This window comes from Paractinoplanes atraurantiacus, assembly GCF_900215205.1.
Lineage (GTDB): Bacteria > Actinomycetota > Actinomycetes > Mycobacteriales > Micromonosporaceae > Actinoplanes > Actinoplanes atraurantiacus.
In genome coordinates this window covers 89,304-109,294 of the sequence record NZ_OBDY01000002.1, presented here as the reverse complement: position 1 = coordinate 109,294, position 19,991 = coordinate 89,304, and the positions used below count along the sequence as shown (strand labels likewise).

The following is a 19,991-nucleotide window of genomic DNA, read 5'->3' as shown; positions in this document are numbered from 1 at the left end:
AAATGACGGAAGGAAAGTTTCGATGCCACCGCCGCCGCGCCGGGTCGCGCTGACGCTGATCCTCGGATCCCAGCTGATGATGACCCTCGACACCTCGATCATCACCACCGCGCTGCCGAAGGTCCAGCAGCAGTTCGACTTCTCCCAGGGCGCGCTGTCCTGGGTGCAGAACGCGTACGTGCTCGCGTTCGGCGGCCTCCTGCTGCTCGGCGCCCGGGCCGGTGACCTGCTCGGCCGCCGCCGCGTATTCGTCGGCGGGATCGCGCTGTTCACCCTGGCCTCGCTCGCCGCCGGCCTCGCGCCGACCGGCCCGTTCCTGATCGCGGCCCGCGCGGCGCAGGGTGTGGCGGCCTCCCTCGCGGTCCCGTCGACCTTGGCGCTGCTGGTCGCCGGCTCCCGCGACGCCGCCGACCGGGCCCGGCTGATCGCCCTGTACAGCGCGGTGATCGGCGCCGGCGGCAGCGTCGGCATCGTGATCGGCGGCGTCTTCACCGACCTGCTGTCCTGGCGCTGGGGACTGCTGGTCAACGTGCCGATCGGCCTGGTCATCACGGCGCTCGCCCCACGTTTCCTGGCCGACACCGCCCGCAGCAAGGGCAGCTTCGACCTCGGTGGTGCGCTCACCTCGACGCTGGGCATGACGGCGCTCGTGTACGGCTTCATCCAGGCTTCCGAGGCCGGATGGGGCGACGTGACGACGATCGTCTCGCTGGCCGCGGGCGTGGTTCTGCTGATCGCTTTCGTCCTCATCGAGCGGGTCGTGGCTCAGCCGATCACCCCGTTGCGCCTCTTCGCGAACGTCGAGCGCTCCGGTGCGTACGCGGGAAGGCTTTTGATCGTCGGCGGGAATTTCGCCGTCTTCTACTTCCTGAGCCAATATCTGCAGGAGGTGCTCGGCCTCAGCGCGCTACAGACTGGCTTCGCCTATGTCCCGGTCACGGGCATGTTCTTCGCGATGGTGTACGTGGTCAGGCCGCTCCTGGCGAGGCTGGGCCGTCCCGTGCTTCTCGTCGCCTCGCTGACGATCGCACTGATCGGCACATGGTGGCTCTCGCGGGTCTCGGCCGGATCGACCTACTTCCCGGACGTCTTGCTGCCCCTGCTGGTGATCGGAATCGGTCAGGGCATCGCGATCATCTTGATGACCAACGGTGGCGTGGCCGACGTCGAGCCGCAGGACGCCGGCGCCGCGTCCGGCCTGGTCAATGTGGCGCACCAGGTCGGCGGATCGCTCGGCATCGCGATTTTGACGATTGTGTACGCCGACGCACTGCCGGACGGAAAGGTGGCCGCCTTTCACGCCGCGTTCACCGGGTCCGTCTATTTCTTCGTCGCCGCGCTGGCCCTGGGAATCGTCGTCGCGATCGTCACCGGATTTTCCTCGAAAACCCCTGTTCTAGTGGAGGCATCATGAACACCAAGCTCTTTCTCGGCGGCGTCTGGACCGAGCCGTCCGATCCCACCCCGCACGACATCGTGTCGCCGCATGACCAATCGGTGATCGCGCAGGTCGTCCAGGCGCAGCCGGCCGACATCGACCGGGCCGTCGAGATCGCGCGGAACGTCTTCGACAATGGGCCACATCTGTCGCCCGCGGAACGCATCGCCGTACTCCGCCGTTACAACTCGCTTCGCGAACAGCGGGCCGACGAAATCGCCTCGGTCATCGCTGCCGAAAATGGTTCCGCGCTGTGGTTCTGCCAGGCCGGCCAGCCGGGCCTCTCCCGCCAGGCCAATTCCTTTCTGAAAGCGGCGGAAACATTCGGCTGGGAGGAGACGCTTGCGCCTTCCGACCCCGGCGCTCCATTCACTTCGGTCGTACGCCGGGTGCCGGTCGGCGTGGTAGCGGCGATCATCCCGTGGAATTCGCCGTTCTCGGCGGCCAACGCGAAGATCATCCCGGCTCTGCTGGCCGGAAACGCGGTCATCCTCAAGGTCTCGCCCGAGAACACGCTGAGCATGAACCTGCTGGCGTCGCTCCTGTCCGAGGCCGGCGTGCCCGAAGGCATGATCAGCGTCCTGGCCGCCGACCGCGAGACCAGCGAGCACCTGGTCAAGCACCCGGGCGTCGACAAGATCGCGTTCACCGGCTCGACCCGGGCCGGTCGCCGGATCGCCTCACTCGCGGGTGAGCAGCTCAAGCGGGTCAGCCTGGAGCTGGGCGGCAAGTCGGCCGCGATCATCCTGGACGACGTCTCGCTTCCGTCGGTGACGGCCGGCTTGAAGTTCGGCTCGCTGCTCAACAACGGCGAGTCGTGCATCGCACAGACCCGCATCCTGGCCCCGCGCAGCCGCTACGACGAGATCGTGGCGGCCCTGGCCGAGATGGTGAAGTCGGCCAAGGTCGGCGATCCGACCGACCCTTCCGTCTTCATCGGGCCGATGGTCCGGGCCGACCAGCAGCAGCGCGTCCGCGACTACATCGACCTGGGCGTGGCCGAGGGGGCGACGCTGGTGGTCGGCGGATCGCAGATCCCGGAAGGTCTCGACAAGGGCTTCTACGTCACGCCGACGCTGTTCGCGGACGTCGACAACAGCATGCGCATCGCCCAGGAGGAGATCTTCGGGCCGGTGCTGGCGGTCATCGCCTACGACGACGAGGACGACGCCGTCCGCATCGCCAACGACTCCGAGTACGGCCTGTCCGGCGGCGTCTGGTCGGCCGACCCGTCGCGGGCGCTCGCCGTGGCCCGCCGCCTCCGCACCGGCACGGTCACCGTCAACGGCGCCCCGATCGGCTTCGACGGCCCGTTCGGCGGCTTCAAGACCAGCGGGATCGGGCGTGAGTACGGGGCGGTCGGCCTCACCCAGTACATCGAGTACCAGACGATCACGAAGGCGAAGTGACCATGCCGAAGACATGGCTGGTGACGGGCTGCTCCGGCGGCCTGGGACGGCAGATCGCACGATCGGCCCTGGCCGCGGGCCACCGTCTGGTGGCGACCTCCCGCCGGGCTTCCTCCCTCAACGATCTTCCTGCGGGTGTACGGGTGGTGGAGCTCGACGTCACGGACCCGGCCCAGTGCGAGGCCGCGGTGCAGGCGGCCGTGGAAACGTTCGGCGGCCTGGACGTCGTGGTCAACAACGCCGGTTACGCGGACGTGGCGGCCTTCGAGGACATGCCGCCGGCGGTCTTCCAGGCCCAGATGGACGCGAACTTCTCCGGCGTGGTGAACATGAGCCGGGCGGCGCTGCCGGTGATGCGAGCCCAGGGCGGCGGCCACCTCATCCAGGTCTCGTCCGTGGGCGATCGGGTGGCGGTGCCCGGCTTGGCCGGCTACCAGGCGGCCAAGCACGCGGTGAACGGCTTCTCGGCGGTGCTGGCCCTCGAAACGGCACCCCTGGGCATCAAGGTCACGGTCCTGGAGCCGGGCGGCATGCGCACCGAATGGGCAGGTTCCTCGATGACCACGCTGCCGCTGTCCGAGGCGTACCGCCAGGTCATAGCCCCGGTCGAGGCAAGCCTGCGAGCCGCCAGCGGTCACCAGCCGGGCGACCCGGCCCGCATAGCCCAGGTTCTGCTCGACCTGGTCGAGAACCCGAACCCCCCAACCCGCCTCCTGCTGGGCTCCGACGCGGTGGAGGTGGCCCAGCAGGCCGCCGCCTCTTTGGCCACCGCAGACGCCAAGTGGCGCACGGTCAGCGAATCCACCGACTACAGATAGCAACTCCAGCCCATCGGCCGGGCGCCCGCCTGCCTCTCCGGTCGGGCGCCCTGCTGCCTTCCCGATGGGGCACCCTCCCGCCCTTCCGATCGGGCACCCCCCGCCTTTCCGGCCGGGCACCCTCCCGCCTCTCCGGCCGGGCACCCTCCCGCCTCGCCCTCCGCCCAGGCCCCTCCTGGTCGCCTCGCGGCCGGGCTGCGGTTAGGCTTTCCTAACTTCGAGGGACGGGGTGGGGATGGCGCAGCCGGAGTCGCTGGCGGAGCTGCTGAACGGGCGGCGCGCCGCGGTCGACGCGACCGTGCCGGCGGCCGGCTACCTCGCCGGGTGGCTGGCCTTCGGGCAGTCGATCTGGGGTGGGGCGATCACGGCGGTGGTCTGCGCCCTGGCGATCTCGTGGTGGCGGCTGCGGCGCGGCGAGAAACCGCGGGCGGTGCTGATCGGTCTGCTCGGTGTGTGCGTGGCGGCGCTGATCGCCTTGCGCACGGGCAACGCGGCCGACTTCTTCCTGCTTCAGCTGTTCAGCAACGCGGCGAGCGCCCTGGCCTGGTCGGTCAGCATCGTGATCCGCTGGCCTTTGCTGGGCGTGATCGTCGGGGCGGTCCTGGGCCAGAAGACCCGGTGGCGCCGCGATCCGGCCCTGCTGAGGGCGTACATGCGAGGCAGTTGGATCTGGGTTTTGCAGTATTTGATCCGGCTGGCGGTGTTCCTGCCGTTGTACGCGGCGGACCAGGTGGCGGCGCTGGGCGTCGCCCGGATCGCGTTGACGTGGCCGCTGGTCGCGGCGTGCCTGGCGGTGAGCTGGTGGGTGATCCGCCGTTCGCTGCCGGCCGGCCATCCGGGCCTGCGCCATCCGGTGACCGAGCCGGCGCCGGCCTCGTAGCCCGTCAACACCGCGTCAAAAATCGGCCACCCCTCTGGCATCACCGGCGCGGCGGAGTCACGGTTGCCCGGTGAGCGATGCGAAGGTGATCCTCGGCGTCTCGTCGTCCCTGTCCGGCCTCGAGGCCGCCCGCTTCGCGGTCCGTCAGGCCAGGCGCCGGTCGGTTCCGCTTCTGGCCGTACGCACGTGGATGCTCAACACAGGCCCACGATCGCGCCCGAGCCTCGACTGGGAGCGCGCCCTGGCCGCCGAGGCCCGCCGCCGAGTGGACGAGGTCTTCGAACTGGCCCTGGGCACCACAGCAGCCGACCTGAACGTGATGGTCCGCGTGCCGTCAGGATCCCCCGCCGCCGCCCTGCGCCAGTACGTCACCACCCCCGACGACCTCATCGTGGTAGGCGCCCCGACAAGCCGCTGGTGGGGCGGCACCACAGTCCGCCGCTGCGTCCGCTCGTCCCCGTGCCCCGTCATCGTCGTCCCACCCCCGGCCTTGTCCCGCATCCCCTCCCGCCGCCTGGCCCAGGAGGCCATCGACTACACCACCCGCACGTAGCCAGCCCCACGACCCGCTCGATCCCCACCCTTCACCTGGCCCCGCGCGCCTTCCACGGTGACCCCGGCCCTGCACCGTGACCGCGGCCTTCCACCATGGCCCCCGGCCTTCCACCGCAACTCCTGGCCACCGCGACTCCCGGCGCTCGACCGTGACTCCCTGCCACCGCATTTCCCGGCCCTCCACCGTGACTCCCCGGCTACCGTGGCTCCCGGCCTTCCATCGGACCGTCGGCCCTCCCGCTTTGACCCGATTCAACCGGCCCCGTCTCTGCCCACGCCGTCGCGGCTGGAACCGGACAAAGCGGGCACGAGCTCGTCCGCCGGGAGCTTCACGGTGACGGTGGTGCCGACGTTTTCGGTGGAGCGGACCTCGATGGTGCCCTCGTGGTTGCTGAGGATGGTGTGCACGATCGCCAGCCCGAGCCCGGTGCCCGGCACCGCCTGGCGAATGGCGTTGCTGGCCCGGAAGAACCGCCCGAACAGCGCCTCCGCCTCGTCCTCGGGAATGCCCATTCCCGTATCGGCGATCACGAGAAGGGCATGGTCACCCCGCCGCTCGACGGTGATGGTGACGGTCCCTTCGGCCGGGGTGAACTTGACCGCGTTGGACAGCAGGTTGTCGAGCACCCGGTTGAGCTGGGCGCTGTCCCCGCGCACCGGAACGGGCCCGCGCACGTCGGCGTGCAGCCCGACGAAGGCTTTCGCGGCGGTCGGCTCGACCGCGGCGACGGCCCGCAGCACGACTTCCGCCAGATCGAGCGGCCCCCGCATGGTCCGGAAGTCCCCGGACTCGATCCGCGACAGCGTCAGAATGTCCTCGATCAGGTCACGCAGCCGCCGAGCGTTGCGGGCGATGACATCGAGCATCCGCTCCTGCGATGCGGTCAACTGCCCCGGCTCGGCGTCCCGCATCAATTCGACGTACCCGGAAATGCTGGTCAACGGCGTCCGCAACTCGTGCGACACGGTCGACATGAAGTCGGACTTCACCGTGTCGATCTCATGCAGCCGAGCCACGACAAGCTCCTCGTTGCGCCGCATCTCCTCGGCACGCTCGGCCGCCGCGTCAAGCGCCTCCGCAATGGCCCGAATCTCCGCCGGCCCTTGCCAAGCCTCAGCCGCCAACCCTTGCCCAGCTCCAGCCGCCGACCCTGGCCGAACTCCGGCCGCCGACCCTGGCCGAGTTCCAGCCGCCGACCCTGGCCGAGTTCCAGCCGCCGACACGGCCCCCGATGCGACGGTCGCCCCTGCCCCCGATGCGACCGCCAGGCCATCAGCCGACCCGGCCGCCACCCCAGCAGCCGAGCCCGCCTTCACCCCAGCTGCCGTGCCGGCTTTCACCCCGGCTGCCGCTCCGGCCGCGGCGCTGGCCGCGGCCCGGCTTTCGGCTTCGGTGACGACCGCGGTCAGCGGGCCGACGATCCGCCGCCGGGTACGAACGGCCGTGACCACGGCAAGCGCCGCGGCCAAGACGGTGAGCAGGCAGATCACCGCGATGGTCACCCAGCGCATCGCCTCCGCCTGATCACCGAGATCGGCGGCCTGCTCCTCGGTGGAGATCCTCAGTTCGTCGTTGGCCGCCACGAACGCCCGGAACAGCGGCTCCCCCTGCTCCGCATAAGCGGCAGCCTCATCGCTGCCCGGCGGCGCCTGCCGTTGCCGTTCCGCAACCGCCCACCAGCCGTCGGCCTGGTCGATCTGCGCGGACGCCGCCGCCGCGCTGTCCCGATCAGCTCCGAGCCGGAGCAGTTCGTCTCCCGCGAGCCCGTATTCGCTGCGGGCGATCTCGTAGGTGTCGAGCATCCGCTCGTCCCCGGTCAGCGAGTACCCACGCAGCCCCGCCTGCGCCCCCGCGAGCATCGCCCGCAGTTCGGCGTTGGCCAGTCGCAGTGGCTGGACCTCGACCACGAGCTGCCGCTCCGCGTGATGCTCCACGAGCACCGCCGCGAGCTCAACCGCCCCGCACCCGACGACCAGCGCGACCACACCCGTGAAGGCATTGGTCAGCAGCCGGCCGACCGAGCCCTCACGTCGCATCGTCCGCCCAGGCGCTGTTCACGCCCGGGCTCGGCTCAGCAACGCCTGAATGCGCGAGACCAGCTCGCGCGGGCTGAACGGCTTGGTCACGTAGTCGTCGGCGCCGGCACTGAAGCCGCCCTCGACATCCTGCTCCTGCACCCGCGCGGTCAACATGATGATCAGAATCCCGGCCGTGGCCGGGTCGGCCCGCAACATCCGGCACACCTCGATCCCGGACAGCCCCGGCATCGACACGTCGAGCACCGCCAGCGTCGGTTGCCGGCTCCGCGCCTGCTCGACGGCGCTCTGGCCGTCCTCGACCGCGATCACCTCGAACCCCGCCTGCTCCAGCTTGAACGCCACCAGGTCGCGGATGTCGGCGTCGTCGTCGGCGACCAAGACCACCGTCACGGCAATCTCCCTCTGGTTGGTGGACGCAGCTTTCGCTACTTATTGGGACCATATCCGGTTAGTCCGAGTTGTGAGGCCGCTCCGCAAATGCTCGGCACCCGCCACCGCAACCCCATCCGCTCCTCCATCACGTCCGTGCCCGGCCGGGCGCCGCCGCGCCGCGCCAGGTGTTCTTCGCGGCGCAACCCACCCGCACCCTTCGCGCAGCGGGCCTGCGCCCACGCTCCGGTGTTCTGTTTGCAGACGCCCACTCACCCTTGAGCCGGCAGGAGGACCCCGATGCACGCCGTGATCGACGCCATCCGCACCGAGGCGCTGTTCGCTTCGAACCTGCAGCGTTCCCAGAGCCCCACTCCCGAGCTGATCCGGGCCGCCGTCAACTCGACGGTCGACCGCCTCGGCGAGGCCCGCTGCGCCGAGCTGGTGGCCCAGGAGTTCGGCGAGCACCCGGACTGCGCCATCGGCCGCATGCGCTGGGCCCGCAACGCCGTCCGCCTGGCCTTCACCTGACGGCTCGCGCGTGTCCGTTGCGCCACTCGGGGGCCGGGCCGTAGGCTCGGCGGCATGTTGCACGCGCGCTTGAGCATGTGGTGGCCCGCCAGACCGGCGGCCACTTCTCCCCGCGCGTAACCACTTCACGCGGCCGCCTCCCCGAGGCGGCCGTTTTCGTATGGTCGGACCTCGAGCGGCGCCGCCGAGACCCGAAAGAGGACCACCATGCGGCCTTTCGCCCTGCTCCACCGGGACGGCGCCGACCACGTCGAGGTGCTGACCGGCGACGTCGTGACCGTAGCCACGCTCGACGACATCCCCCTGCACCGCGGCCGCCCCACGCTGGCCGTCATCCCTTACCGCCAGATCGCCGAACGGGGCTTCGACTGCGTCGACGACGGCGCCCCACTGGAATGCCTGGTGGTGCGCTCGGCACGGAACGAGCCGTTGAGCTCCTTCCCGGCCGCCCCGCTCAGCGTCCGCGACGGCGGCTTCGACCTCTCCGACGCCGAGTACGGCTCGATCGTCGAGGACGTCCTGCGCGACGAGATCGGCCACGGCGAGGGCGCCAACTTCGTGATCCACCGCGTCTTCCACGCGACCGTCGACGGCGACCCGGTCGCCGCCGCCCGAGCCGCCTTCGGCCGCCTGCTGGCCCAGGAGCAGGGCACCTACTGGACCTTTCTCGTGCACACCGGCACCCGCACGCTGATCGGCGCCACCCCGGAACGCCACGTCAGCGTGGCCGACGGCATCACGATGATGAACCCGATCAGCGGCACCTTCCGTCACGGCTCCGGCGACCTCCTCGACTTCCTGCACGACCCGAAGGAGACCGAGGAGCTCTACATGGTCCTGGACGAGGAGCTGAAGATGATGGCGACCGTGGCCGAGCACGGCGGCCAGGTGGCCGGCCCCTACCTGAAGCAGATGGCCCATCTCACGCACACCGAGTACCTGCTGGCCGGCCGCGGCTCCCTCGACGTCCGCGACGTGCTGCGCGAGACCATGTTCGCCCCCACGGTCACCGGCAGCCCCATCGAGAACGCCTGCCGCGTGATCGCCCGTCACGAAGGCCGCGGCCGCCGCTATTACGCGGGCGTCCTGGCTCTGCTGGACCACGACGAGCAGGGCCGGCAGACGCTCGACGCCCCGATCCTCATCCGCACCGCCGAGATCTCTCCCGACGGCACCCTGCGCGTCCCGGTGGGCGCGACCCTCGTCCGCCACTCGACCGCCGCCGGCGAGGTCGCCGAGACCCACACCAAGGCGGCCGGCATCTTGGCCGCGCTGGGTGCCACCTCTTCCGGCTCTTCTTCGGTACGCCCGCAAGCCGAGTCCCCCGAGATCCGTGCCGCCCTGGCCGCCCGCAACGACGGCTTGGCCCGTTTCTGGCTCGACTCGCGGGCACCCGGCGCCCTCACCGTCCCCGCTCTCGCCGGCAAGACCGCCCTGATCGTCGACGGCGAGGACACCTTCACCGCCATGCTCGCCCACCAGCTCAAAGCCCTCGGCCTGACCGTGACCGTGGCTCCATGGACAGACTTCGTCCCACAGCCCGGCCCCGCCCGCGTCCACCCCGCCCCTGGCCCCGACGCGGCCCCTGCTGAGACGGATCTCGCCGACCTTTTCGCGGGCGGGTCGCCGGGCATCGATCCGCTCGCCGCCGATCTGCTCGTGGCCGGGCCCGGTCCGGGCGACCCGGGCAACCCGGACGATCCGAAGATGACCGTCATGCGCGACCTCGTCGAAGCGCGGCTGGCCGCCGGAAGGCCGCTTTTCGCCGTCTGCCTCGGGCACGAGATCCTCGCCGTTCTGCTCGGGCTCGGCCTGCGCCGCCGCGAAGCCCCTTACCAGGGCCTGGCCCGCGAAATCGGCCTCTTCGGCGAGACGCGGCGGGTCGGCTTCTACTCCAGCTTCGCCGCCGTGTCGGAGGTGGACGAGCTCGTCACAGCGCACGGCACGGTGGAGATCGCCCGTGACCCGGCCGACTCCGCGGTCCACGCGCTGCGCGGACCCGGCTTCGCCGGGGTGCAGTTCCACCCCGAGTCGGTCCTCAGCCGCGACGGGCTGACCGTGCTCGCCGAGCTTTTGCCGATATTGATGGCTGACGTGGTTAGCCCGGCCAGGAACGGGTAGCGAAGATGACTGCCGGTGGTTCAAGGGGATCGAGAGCCTCCGCTTGGGCCACCGGCCCGCACCACCCTCGGGTGTGTGCATGGCACCGGCGCCGCCGGCCTCTTGGTCAGCCGGCCAGAACATCGTCCAGCACCGTCACGAATCGGCCCGGCTGCTCGAAGATCGCCCGGTGGCCCGCGCCACCGATCACCACGAGCTCTTTTCTCGGTGCGCGCAACTGCTCGTACCACTCGTCGAAGATCACCTCGAGGCCGCGCATCTCGCCGGCGCCCTGCACGAACCAGGCCGGCACTGGCATGCTGGGCGCGTCGCGGCGCAGATCGATCTCCTGCATCTGCGGGTAGAGCACCGACCACGTGTCGAGGATCGCGTTGATCGTGTGAGCCTTCTGCAGCACCGTGTACTCGCGGACGCCGATCTCGAAACCGAGGGACGGCTGCGCGTACGCCTCGTTCTCATACAACATGATCGGCTCGTATCCCCAGACGTCCTCGTAGGGTGGCGGCCCTTGGCCGGTGAGCTGCTGGGCGACGTCGTCCCGGCCGGTGGCCCGGGCCCAGGCCAGGATGTCGTCGTAGAAGATCCGGTCGCTGGCCCGCAGGTCGACGGCCTGGCCGGCGCCGATGTAGGCGGCGAACTTCTCCGGGGCGCGCTGCAGCGCGAGCACCGACAGGACCGAGCCACCCGAGTGCCCGAGCAGATAGATCTTGTCGTGGCGGAAGCGCTGCCGTAGGTAGTCCGTGACGTCGAGGATGTCCCGCACCATCCGGTCGAGCGTGGCGTGGGAGGCCGGATCGAGCGCCGGATAGGAGGCGCCGCCGCCCCGGCGGTCGAGGGTCGCCATCACGAAGCGCTGCTCGACCGCGCCGAGATGGTTGCGGACAGCGCCGAGCTCGGAGCCACCCGGCGCGCCCGGAACGAACAGGAGCACGGGCGCGCCGGCGTCCACACCCCGGATCATGACGTTGAGCCGGCCGACCGTGGCCAGGTCGGCGACGCCGCCCTGGATCGGCGCGGTGCGGGCCGGGACGGCGATCGCGGCGGTCAGGAGCAGCACCCCCGCGGCCGGCAGCGCGACCAGGACCTGCCCGAGTCGCCGGCTGACGCCCCGGCCGATGACCAGCCCGAGCATCATCGGGAGAAGTGTGAGCGTGGCTTGCAGGCCGCGACCGGCGACCAGCGCGACGAAACCGAACGCGCTGGCGTGCGGTGGCCCGGTCGACGGCCCGGCGTAGCGGGAGCGGGCTGTCTCGAGCCCTAATAGGAAGGCCAAGGGGACCAGGACCATCACCAGGCGGGAGCGGCCGCGGCGTCCGGCGGCCAGGCCGATCGCCGCGCTGACGATCACCGAGCACAGCGCTTCGGTGATCGTGAGCGGGCCGCGCGGGGTCCAGAGGCCGGCGGTGACGCCCCAGCCGGCCGCGAGCGCCGTCCACAGAATCGATGTCATGCGCCAGAGGATCGCGGAGGAGGCGGGCCGGGCGCACGATGCTTTGGAAGGGGTCGAGGCCATACTTTGGTAGGTCCTCAACGGACGCCCGCCCTCGTAAGCTGCGGGTCATGTCGTCGCTGCCGTTCCGATTGCTGGTGCCCGATCCGCCGGTTGCCCGGCGCTCGGCCCTCCGTGACCGGGTCGCCGACCTCATCGCTGTCCTGTGTGCTCTGCTCTACGGCGCCATCATGGTGCCGCTCGGCGACGCGACCTCGCCCTCGGCCGCGATTCCCTGGCAGGCCGATGTGGTGGTCGGCGTCCTGTGCGCGCTCACGCTGTTCGCTCGACGGCGATGGCCGCTCGCCGTCTGCCTGATCCTTCTGCCCATCGGCACCGTCTCGGTGATGGCGACGGGCGCCATCCTCATCGCGCTCTTCACGGTCGCGATCCGTTATCGGGCCAAAGTCGTCTTCATCCTGGCCGCCGCCCATGTCACCACCGGCATCGTGTATTACGCGCTGCAGGACAGCCCGCCGTTCCCGCTGTGGGTCGACATCGTGATGCGCGCCGCGACCGGCCTCGCCACGATCGGCTGGGGCCTGTTCCTGAGGGCGTACCGGCGGCTGACTCTGTCACTGCGCCAGGAAGCACTGCGGGCGCGCGAGGAGCAGCAGCTGCGGATCGACCAGGCGCGGCTCACCGAGCGGTCGCGTATCGCCCGCGAGATGCACGACGTGCTGGCGCACAGCATGTCGATGGTGAGCCTGCACGCCGGTGCGCTCGAGGTGAGCAGCGACGCGCCGCCCGCGGAGATCGCGGCGGCCGCCCGCACGATCCGGCAGAGTGCGCACGAGGCACTGGAGGAGCTGCGCGCCGTCATCGGAGCGCTACGTGAGGGCGACCTGTCAGAGCCGGAGCCGCCACAGCCCGGCCTGGCCGACGTGGAGGAGCTGGTAGACGGCGCTCGCACCGCCGGCATGACGATCGACCTGGTCTGGTTGAGGCCTCGTGTCGAGCCGTCACCCGTGCTCGGACGCACGGCCTACCGGCTGCTCCAGGAGGCTCTGACCAACGCTCGCAAACACGCGCCCGGCGAGTCGGTCGACGTTCGCCTCGACGGCGCCACCGGCGGCGACCTGCGCATCCTGGTCACCAACGCGCTGCCCAACGAGGCAGGCGGTGTCAACCCCGCCTGGCACGGCCATGCCGAATGGGACAGCACAGTGAGCGAAGGCGGCGTGCCCACGCCCGGCGGGAGCGCGGACCGTGTTCCCGGGTCGGGCAGTGGGCTGGTCGGGGCCGGGGAGCGAGCCGCGCTGGTGGGCGGGCGTGTGGAGTATGGGCCCGAGGACGAGCGCTTCCGTTTCGAGGCCTGGTTGCCATGGCGGGAATAGGCGAGGGGCAACGGCCCATCCGGCTGGCGATCGTCGACGACGACGCGATGGTTCGCGGGGCGCTGCGGCTGCTCTTCCGGCAGCAGCCCGACATCGAGGTCGTGGGCGAGGCGGAGAACGGGGTCGAGGCGATCACCGTGGCCGCGGCGAACTGGCCCGACGTCATGCTCATGGACATTCGGATGCCGAAGCTCGACGGCATGCTCGCCACCCAGCGCATCCGGAGCCGTCCGGCGGCGCCGCAGATCATCATGCTGACGACGTTCAACATCGACGAATACGTCGTCGAGTCGCTGCGGTGCGGGGCCAGCGGTTTCCTTCTCAAGGACACGGAGCCGCAGGAGATCATCGCGGCCGTGCGGCGGGTCTCGGCCGGCGAGAGCATGTTGTCGCCGGCGGTGATCCGCAAGGTGGTCGACTACGTCGCCGATCCCGCGGCCGGCTCGCGGCGGGCCAAGGCCAAGTCGAAGCTCAAGGTTCTGACCGATCGTGAGCACGAGGTGGCCATCTGCCTGGGCGGGGGCAGCTCCAACGCCGAGATCGGCACCGCCCTCGGCATGAGCCTGCCCACCGTGAAGGGCCACGTCTCGCGCGTCATGTCCAAGCTCGCGCTGAACAACCGCGTACAGGTAGCACTGCTCGTCCACGATGCGGAGTTGCTGTGAACGGCGAGCGCCCGCGCCGCGGGCACCCGCCGTTCCTCTACTCAGGACGCTGTCACTCCGGCCGCGCGGCCTTCGTGCAGGGTGATGTTCTTGCCGTCGCGCGGGTCGAAGAGGTGGATCTTGTCGAGGTTCATCCAGACCTTGGCGTCGGCGCCGTCGCGCACCCGCGACTCGGCCGACAGGCGGGTCACCAGGCTGTCCTGCGGCGGCAGGTCAGCGCCGCCCGCGTCGGCGGCCAGGTCCTCCAGGTCCGGGGAGGCCGCGTGCTCACCTTCGATCGTGAAGTAGACGTACTTGTCCGAGCCCATCGACTCGACCAGGTCGACCGGGGCGGTGAACTCGAAGCCCTTCGCCCGCTGGGTGTCGTCGATCAGTCGGGCGTCCTCGAAGTGCTCGGGGCGGATGCCGACGATCAGCTGGCGCGGTGCGTCGCTCGCGCCGAGCGTCCTCTTCATCCGCTCACCCAGCGGCAGGTCGCCGAGGGGCGTGCGCAACATCGACTCCTCGACCGCGGCCGGCAGGAAGTTCATCGACGGCGAGCCGATGAAACCGGCCACGAAGAGGTTCACCGGGTTGTCGTACAGGGTCTGCGGGTCGCCGACCTGCTGGATGTAGCCGCCGCGCATGACCACGACCCGGTCGCCCAGCGTCATGGCCTCGGTCTGGTCGTGCGTCACGTAGACCGTCGTGGTGCCCAGCTGCTTCTGCAGGCGCGAGACCTGCGTACGCATCTGCACCCGCAGTTTCGCGTCGAGGTTGGACAGCGGCTCGTCCATGAGGAACGCCTTCGGACTGCGGACGATCGCCCGTCCCATAGCGACCCGCTGGCGCTGGCCACCGGACAGGTTGGCCGGCTTGCGGTCCAGGTAATCCGTCAGCTCCAGGACGCGGGCCGCCTCCTCCACCTTCTGGTTGATCGTGGCCTTGTCCATCTTCGCCAGCTTCAGCGGGAAAGCCATGTTCTCCCGGACGCTCATGTTCGGGTAGAGCGCGTACGACTGGAACACCATCGCGATGTCCCGGTCCTTCGGCGCCTTGTCGTTGACCCGCTGACCGCCGATGCGCAGCTCGCCCGAGGTGATGTCCTCCAGGCCGGCGATCATGTTCAGCGTCGTGGACTTTCCGCAGCCGGACGGGCCGACCAAGATGATGAACTCGCCGTCGGCGATCTCCAGGTCGATGCCGTGCACGGCGGTGGTGCCGTCCGGATAGCTCTTCGTGACCTTGTCAAGAACGATGTCAGCCATGGCAACCTAACCCTTCACCGCGCCGGACGTCAGGCCCGCGACGATGCGCCTCTGGAAGAACAGCACGAACAGGATGATCGGGATCGTGATCACCACGGCGGCCGCGGAGATCGCGCCGGTGGGGTCCTCGAACTGCGAGGCACCGGTGAAGAACGACAGTGCCGCCGGGACCGTGCGCGAGCGCTCGGTCGAGGTGAGCGAGATGGCGAACAGGAAGTCGTTCCAGCAGAAGATGAAGACGAGGATCGCGGTGGTGAAGACGCCCGGCGCCGCCAGCGGGGCGATCACCTTGCGGAACGCCTCGCCCTGCGTGGCGCCGTCCATCTTCGCCGCCTTCTCCAGGTCCCACGGGATCTGCTTGAAGAACGCCGACAGCGTGTAGATCGCCAGCGGCAGCGCGAACGTGATGTACGGCAGGATCAGCCCGGCCCACGTGTCGAACAAGCCGGTGTTGCGCTCGATGTTGAACAGCGGCGTCACCAGCGACACCTGCGGGAACATCGCGATGAGCAGCGACACCCCGACCAGCAGACCCTTGCCGGGGAAATCGAGACGGCTGATCGCGTACGCCGCCATGGTGCCCAGCACGACCGCGATCGTGGTCGCGATCAGGGCGATGCCGATCGAGTTGATCAGAGCGCGGACGAACTGGTCGGTCTGGAAGATCAGCTTGTAGTTGTCGAGCGTCCAGTCGCGCGGGATGAAGTTGCCGTCGGTCAGCGTCGGCGTCGTCTTGAACGACAGCGACGCGATCCAGAGCACCGGGATCAGGGCGAAGACGACGACTACCGCGTCCAGCAGACCCCATTTGACCTTGGCGGAGGTGTTCACGGTGGCCATCTAGCGTCGACCCTCCTCGCTCGCGCCCGGCGCCGCGGTGCCGAACAGCTTCACGAAAATGAACGCGATGATCGCCACCGTCAGGAAGATCAGCACGGACATCGTCGAACCGATGCCGAGGTTGAGTCCCTTGATCAGGTTGTTGTAGGCGATCATCGACACGGACGACGTCTCGTTGGCGCCGTTGGTGAGCACGTAGATGTTGTCGAAGACGCGCAGCGCGTCCAGGGTGCGGAAGAGCAGCGCGACCAGGATCGCCGGCTTCATCACCGGCAGCATCACCTTGGTGAAACGCTGCCACCAGCTCGCGCCGTCCATCGACGCGGCCTTGAGCAGGTCGTCGGGGACCAGCGCGAGGCCGGCCATCAGCAGCAGCGCCATGAACGGCGTGGTCTTCCAGATCTCGGCCAGGATGATGATGGCGAGCGCGCTGGCCCGTTCCGTCAGCGGCGCCCCCTCGGGGCTGACCAGGTTGGCCAGATAACCGGTGCCCGGCGTCCAGGCATAGCGCCAGCTGAAGGCCGCGACGACCGTGACGATGCCGTACGGGATGAGGGCGGACGTGCGCACGAGCCCGCGCCCGACCAGCGTGCGGTGCATGATCAGCGCCAGCCCCATGCCGAGCACCAGCTCGACCACCACGGAGACGACGGTGATCAGCATGGTGACGCCGAAGGCCGTCCACCAGTAGCTGTTGGTCAGCACTGTCACGTAGTTCTCGAACCAGACGAACTGCCGGTCCTCGGGGAACTTCAGGTCATAGCGCTGCAACGAAAGCCAGAACGAATAGACGATCGGGTACGCGGTGACGACCACCATGACCAAGGCGGCCGGCGCACACAACAACCAGCCCAGCTTGCGCTCCTGCTTCTTGCCCTCGCTCAACTCGGTGCGGCGGCGCTGACGCTGGCGCGGGATCTTCTGCTCCGCGGTCTCCGCCGCCGGCGTGGTGCTGGAGATGCTCACGGGAGCACTCCCTTCGACTCGAGCGCGTCCTGGATGGAGCTCTTGAGCTCGGCGCCGGTCCGGTCCGGCTCGATGCTCGCCGGCGGCGAGAGCTCGGCCGACACGACGGTGGAGAGGTTCTGGTACGCGGGGGTGCGGGGCCGCGGAGCGGCGTCCTTCAGCTCCTCGAGCAGCGTCTCCTTCATCGGGTACGCCTTGGCCATCTCGGGCTCGTTGTACACGGCCTCGATCGACGGCGGCTGCCCGGCGTTGATGGCCAGGTACTTCTGCGCCTCCGGGCCGCGCAAGCACTTGGCCGCCTCGAACGAAAGATCCGGGTGCTTGCTGAAGGCGCTCACCGCGACGTTCGACCCGCCGATTGTGGTGACGCTCGGCTTGTTCGGGTCGATGCCCGGGTACCGCGCCCACGCGACGTTCTTGGCGAGGTCCGGCGCGTCGCTCTGCATGGAGGCGTACACGTACGGCCAGTTCAGCTGGAACGCGCCGCCGCCGTTCTGGAAGGCGAGCCGGACGTCGTCCTCGATCGAGTTGGAGAACGACGGGCTGGTCACGCCGGCGGTGGCGAAGGTCTTGAGGGTGCGCAGCGCGTTGACCGCCCCGGCGTCCATCACGGCGGACTTGCCGTCCTCGCTCACCACGGTGCCGCCGGAGCTGGCGACCAGGCTGTTGTACAGCACGACCAGGCCCTCGTACTGGGCGCCCATGGTGAGCACCTGGTACGTCTTGCCCTCGGCCTTGAGCTGCTGTGACATCTGGATCATCTCGTCCCACGTCTTCGGCGGGGTCGGCACGAGGTCCTTGCGGTACCACAGGAGCTGCACGTTGGTGTTGTTCGGCGCCGCGTACAGCTTTCCCTCGTACTCGCCGGAGGCGAGCGGGCCGGGCAGGGTGCCGTTCTCGATCTCGCTGCGGTCCGCGCCCGTCCACTCCTTGATCCAGTTGGCGCTGGCGAACTCCTGGGTCCAGGTGACGTCCATGCCGAGGAGGTCCATGCTGTCGTCCTTGGCGGCGAGCCGGCGGACCATCTGGACCCGCTGGTCGTCGGCCGCGCGCGGCAGCACCTGGTACTTGATCTCGTACCTGCCCGCCGCCTGCTGGTTGCACATGTCCACGACGGACTGCATGTTCTCGACGGGGAACTGGTACAGGTTGAGGACGGGTACGCCGCCGTTGTCGTCTGATCCGCAGGCCGCGAGCGGTGCTGCCAGGGCTAGCGCGGCTCCCGCCGCGAGTGCCCGAGCACGCAGGGTGCGCCTTTGCGGATGTCGGTCGATAGTCGCCATTGACCCTCCATCCGGCCGAACGTGCGTCGAAGTGATCTCTATCACTTCAACGGCCAGTGATCCCTCTGCCCCGCAGCGCGACCTAGCAAACGCTCCTCAGTTGCGGGAAAAGCAGGCACAACGGCGCCTAGGGTGTGATCCATGGAGGCCACTTACTACTTCGATCCCGCGTGCCCGTTCACCTGGCGCACCTCGCGCTGGCTGGTCACGGCCGCCCCCGAGCGCGACCTGACCCTGCGCTGGCGCGCGTTCAGCCTGAAGATTCTCAACGGCGACAACATCCCCGAGCAGTACCGGGCGGCCACTGACGCGTCCTTCCGGGCGCTGCGCCTGGTCGAGGCCTTGCGGGCGGACCGCCGCGAGGAGGTGGCCGCGGCGTTCTACACCGAGATCGGCACCCGGGTGCACGACGGAGGGGCGGCGCTCACGGACGAGCTGGTGCAGGAGGCGGCGGAGGCGGCGGGCGTCGAGGACGCCAAGGCGGTGCTCGACGACGCCAACTGGGACGACGCCGTGCGGGAGTCGCACGAGGCGGCGCTCGCCCTGGCCGGGCCCGGCATCGGCTCGCCGGTCGTGCACGTCGAGGGAGCTGGGCGCGGGCTCCACGGCCCGATCATCGGCGCGGTCCCCGAGCGCGACGAGGCCCTGGCCATCTGGGACGCGGTCGCCTCGCTGAGCCGCATCGACACCTTCTTCGAGGTGAAGCGCGGCCGCAGCTGAGCTGAGAGTTGCCTGTGGACACATCGCGAAGGGGGCTTATCGCGTTTAACGGCGTGACAGGGGCGGGTATCCGCGTCGCGCCGCAGAACACGGGAGGGCTACATGGCCGAGCCACAGGTCACCTTGGATCCGCAGAGCCTCAACCCGGTGGAGGAGAAACTACGCGGGCCGCTCGAGGATCAACTCACCTCGGCGCTGCAGGCGGCAACGGACAGGCTCCGGCACGAGTATGCCGGGCAGAGCGTCGACGAAGTCACGGCGATGCTCCTGGACGGCACCAAGGCGGGTCTGCACCCGGACATCGCCGCCGGCTTCCACCCGGACCACTACCAGCTGCGCCAGGTCGCCGAGGCCATCGTCGCAGGCCGCTGATCGAGCGAGGAGGGGCCTGCAGGCCCCTCCTCGAAGTCAGGCGTGGACCAGGTCGCGCAGAGTGTCCATGGCCTTGAGGCGGGTGGGGCCCCCGCCGAGCAGGCCGTCGGGGATGATCAGCTCGTCCAGGCCGAGGGACTCGTACTCGGCGATCGCGTCCTTCAGAGCGGCGATCGAGCCGCCGATCACCGGGGCGGTCAGGCCATCCGGGATCGAGCCGTCGACGACGGTCAGGGCCTGGGCGGTGCGGGCGATCGAGCCAGGGTCGCGGCCGATCGCGGCGCAATGCTCGTCCAGGACTGCCGACTTCTGGGCGATGTGCGCGGGCACGCCCCAGGTGTTCCAGGCGTCGGCATGCTCGGCGACAATGCGGAGCATGCGCTTCTCGCCCTTCGCGCCGATCAGGATGGGCAGCGGGTCGCGCAGCGGCTTCGGGTCACATTCGGCGTCGATGAGCTGGTAGTACTCGCCGTGCAGGGTGGTGCGCGGCTGGGTCAGCAGGCCCTTGATCGCCAGCAGGCCCTCGACGAAGCGGTCGATGCGCTGCTTCACGGGAGGCAGCTCGATGCCGTACTGCTCGTGCTCGTTGATCTGCCAGCCGGCGCCCACGCCCAGCCGGAAACGGCCGCCGCTGATGTGGTCGACGGTCGCCGCCATATTCGCGAGGACGGCCGGGTGACGGTAGGTCATCCCGTATACCAAGGTGGTGATCTCGATCCGCGGCACCGCCGCGGCCAGCGCGGCCACCACCGAGCCGCACTCGAGCACCGCGCCCGACTCGCCGTTGGGCATGAAGTGGTCGGCGAAGTGCACGCCGTCCCAGCCGGTGTCCGCGGCGTGCCGGGCCGCTTCGAGCACGCCCGCAAAGCTCTGCCCCGCCGAGGGCCAGATCGAAAGTCGCATACCGCCGA

Annotated in this window: 19 protein-coding genes; 11 read left to right on the top strand and 8 right to left on the bottom strand. The window is 69.7% G+C overall.

Annotated features, from left to right (window positions below):
- The first annotated feature begins 22 nt into the window (after positions 1-22).
- From CRP55_RS07190 to CRP55_RS07170, 5 genes are all read left to right on the top strand, one after another.
- Entirely contained in the window at positions 23-1,414 is a 1,392-nt protein-coding gene (locus CRP55_RS07190) for an MFS transporter (protein ID WP_218854154.1), read from the top strand.
- Entirely contained in the window at positions 1,411-2,847 is a 1,437-nt protein-coding gene (locus CRP55_RS07185) for an aldehyde dehydrogenase (protein ID WP_097318885.1), read from the top strand. Before CRP55_RS07190 ends, CRP55_RS07185 begins: the two co-directional genes overlap by 4 nt.
- A gap of 2 nt (positions 2,848-2,849) precedes the next feature.
- Entirely contained in the window at positions 2,850-3,665 is an 816-nt protein-coding gene (locus CRP55_RS07180) for an SDR family NAD(P)-dependent oxidoreductase (RefSeq protein WP_097318884.1), read from the top strand.
- Between the two features lie 235 nt (positions 3,666-3,900).
- The gene (locus CRP55_RS07175) at positions 3,901-4,545 is read left to right on the top strand and encodes a DUF3159 domain-containing protein (protein ID WP_097318883.1); all 645 of its coding nucleotides are present in this window, start codon (positions 3,901-3,903) and stop codon (positions 4,543-4,545) included.
- A gap of 70 nt (positions 4,546-4,615) precedes the next feature.
- Entirely contained in the window at positions 4,616-5,098 is a 483-nt protein-coding gene (locus CRP55_RS07170; protein ID WP_179855050.1) for a universal stress protein, read from the top strand.
- 254 nt (positions 5,099-5,352) lie between these two features.
- Here the strand turns inward: CRP55_RS07170 and CRP55_RS07165 are convergent, their stop codons facing one another.
- Together CRP55_RS07165 and CRP55_RS07160 are read right to left on the bottom strand one after the other, a co-directional pair.
- On the bottom strand, positions 5,353-7,086 hold the full coding sequence (locus tag CRP55_RS07165) for an ATP-binding protein (protein WP_179855049.1): 1,734 nt from the start codon (positions 7,084-7,086) through the stop codon (positions 5,353-5,355).
- 69 nt (positions 7,087-7,155) lie between these two features.
- Entirely contained in the window at positions 7,156-7,530 is a 375-nt protein-coding gene (locus CRP55_RS07160; RefSeq protein WP_097318880.1) for a response regulator transcription factor, read from the bottom strand.
- Positions 7,531-7,809: 279 nt separating this feature from the next.
- On the opposite strand from CRP55_RS07160, the gene CRP55_RS07155 reads away from it, so the two are divergent.
- Positions 7,810-8,040: a hypothetical protein gene (locus CRP55_RS07155; RefSeq protein ID WP_097318879.1), complete on the top strand. Its 231-nt coding sequence runs from the start codon at positions 7,810-7,812 to the stop codon at positions 8,038-8,040.
- A gap of 207 nt (positions 8,041-8,247) precedes the next feature.
- The gene (locus CRP55_RS07150; RefSeq protein WP_097318878.1) at positions 8,248-10,161 is read left to right on the top strand and encodes an anthranilate synthase family protein; all 1,914 of its coding nucleotides are present in this window, start codon (positions 8,248-8,250) and stop codon (positions 10,159-10,161) included.
- Between the two features lie 106 nt (positions 10,162-10,267).
- On the opposite strand, the gene CRP55_RS07145 is transcribed toward CRP55_RS07150, so the two are convergent.
- A complete protein-coding gene (locus CRP55_RS07145; protein WP_097318877.1) occupies positions 10,268-11,611 on the bottom strand; it encodes an alpha/beta fold hydrolase in 1,344 nt (447 codons plus the stop codon).
- 110 nt (positions 11,612-11,721) lie between these two features.
- Between CRP55_RS07145 and CRP55_RS07140 the strand changes: the two genes are divergently transcribed.
- Entirely contained in the window at positions 11,722-12,987 is a 1,266-nt protein-coding gene (locus CRP55_RS07140; RefSeq protein WP_245922858.1) for a sensor histidine kinase, read from the top strand.
- Entirely contained in the window at positions 12,975-13,652 is a 678-nt protein-coding gene (locus CRP55_RS07135; RefSeq protein ID WP_097318876.1) for a response regulator transcription factor, read from the top strand. The genes CRP55_RS07140 and CRP55_RS07135 overlap by 13 nt, the downstream gene beginning before the upstream one ends.
- A 41-nt stretch (positions 13,653-13,693) precedes the next feature.
- Here CRP55_RS07135 and CRP55_RS07130 read toward each other — a convergent pair whose 3' ends face one another.
- From CRP55_RS07130 to CRP55_RS07115, 4 genes are read right to left on the bottom strand one after another with little or no spacing between them, the layout of a single operon-like run.
- Positions 13,694-14,899: an ABC transporter ATP-binding protein gene (locus CRP55_RS07130; RefSeq protein WP_097318875.1), complete on the bottom strand. Its 1,206-nt coding sequence runs from the start codon at positions 14,897-14,899 to the stop codon at positions 13,694-13,696.
- A 6-nt stretch (positions 14,900-14,905) separates the two neighbouring features.
- Positions 14,906-15,739, bottom strand: a complete 834-nt coding sequence (locus CRP55_RS07125; protein ID WP_097318874.1) for a carbohydrate ABC transporter permease — start codon at positions 15,737-15,739, stop codon at positions 14,906-14,908.
- Complete coding sequence (locus tag CRP55_RS07120) at positions 15,740-16,705, bottom strand: carbohydrate ABC transporter permease (RefSeq protein WP_097318873.1); 966 nt, start codon at positions 16,703-16,705, stop codon at positions 15,740-15,742. It lies immediately after the preceding gene.
- The gene (locus tag CRP55_RS07115) at positions 16,702-17,988 is read right to left on the bottom strand and encodes an ABC transporter substrate-binding protein (protein ID WP_097318872.1); all 1,287 of its coding nucleotides are present in this window, start codon (positions 17,986-17,988) and stop codon (positions 16,702-16,704) included. Before CRP55_RS07115 ends, CRP55_RS07120 begins: the two co-directional genes overlap by 4 nt.
- 141 nt (positions 17,989-18,129) lie before the next feature.
- Here CRP55_RS07115 and CRP55_RS07110 point away from each other — a divergent pair, with 141 nt between their 5' ends.
- Together CRP55_RS07110 and CRP55_RS07105 are read left to right on the top strand one after the other, a co-directional pair.
- A complete protein-coding gene (locus tag CRP55_RS07110; RefSeq protein WP_097318871.1) occupies positions 18,130-18,708 on the top strand; it encodes a mycothiol-dependent nitroreductase Rv2466c family protein in 579 nt (192 codons plus the stop codon).
- Between the two features lie 102 nt (positions 18,709-18,810).
- Complete coding sequence (locus tag CRP55_RS07105) at positions 18,811-19,080, top strand: hypothetical protein (RefSeq protein ID WP_097318870.1); 270 nt, start codon at positions 18,811-18,813, stop codon at positions 19,078-19,080.
- 36 nt (positions 19,081-19,116) lie between these two features.
- Here the strand turns inward: CRP55_RS07105 and CRP55_RS07100 are convergent, their stop codons facing one another.
- Positions 19,117-19,983 carry an LLM class flavin-dependent oxidoreductase gene (locus CRP55_RS07100; RefSeq protein WP_097318869.1) on the bottom strand — a complete coding sequence of 289 codons (867 nt, stop codon included), beginning with the start codon at positions 19,981-19,983 and terminating at the stop codon, positions 19,117-19,119.
- Positions 19,984-19,991: the final 8 nt, after the last annotated feature.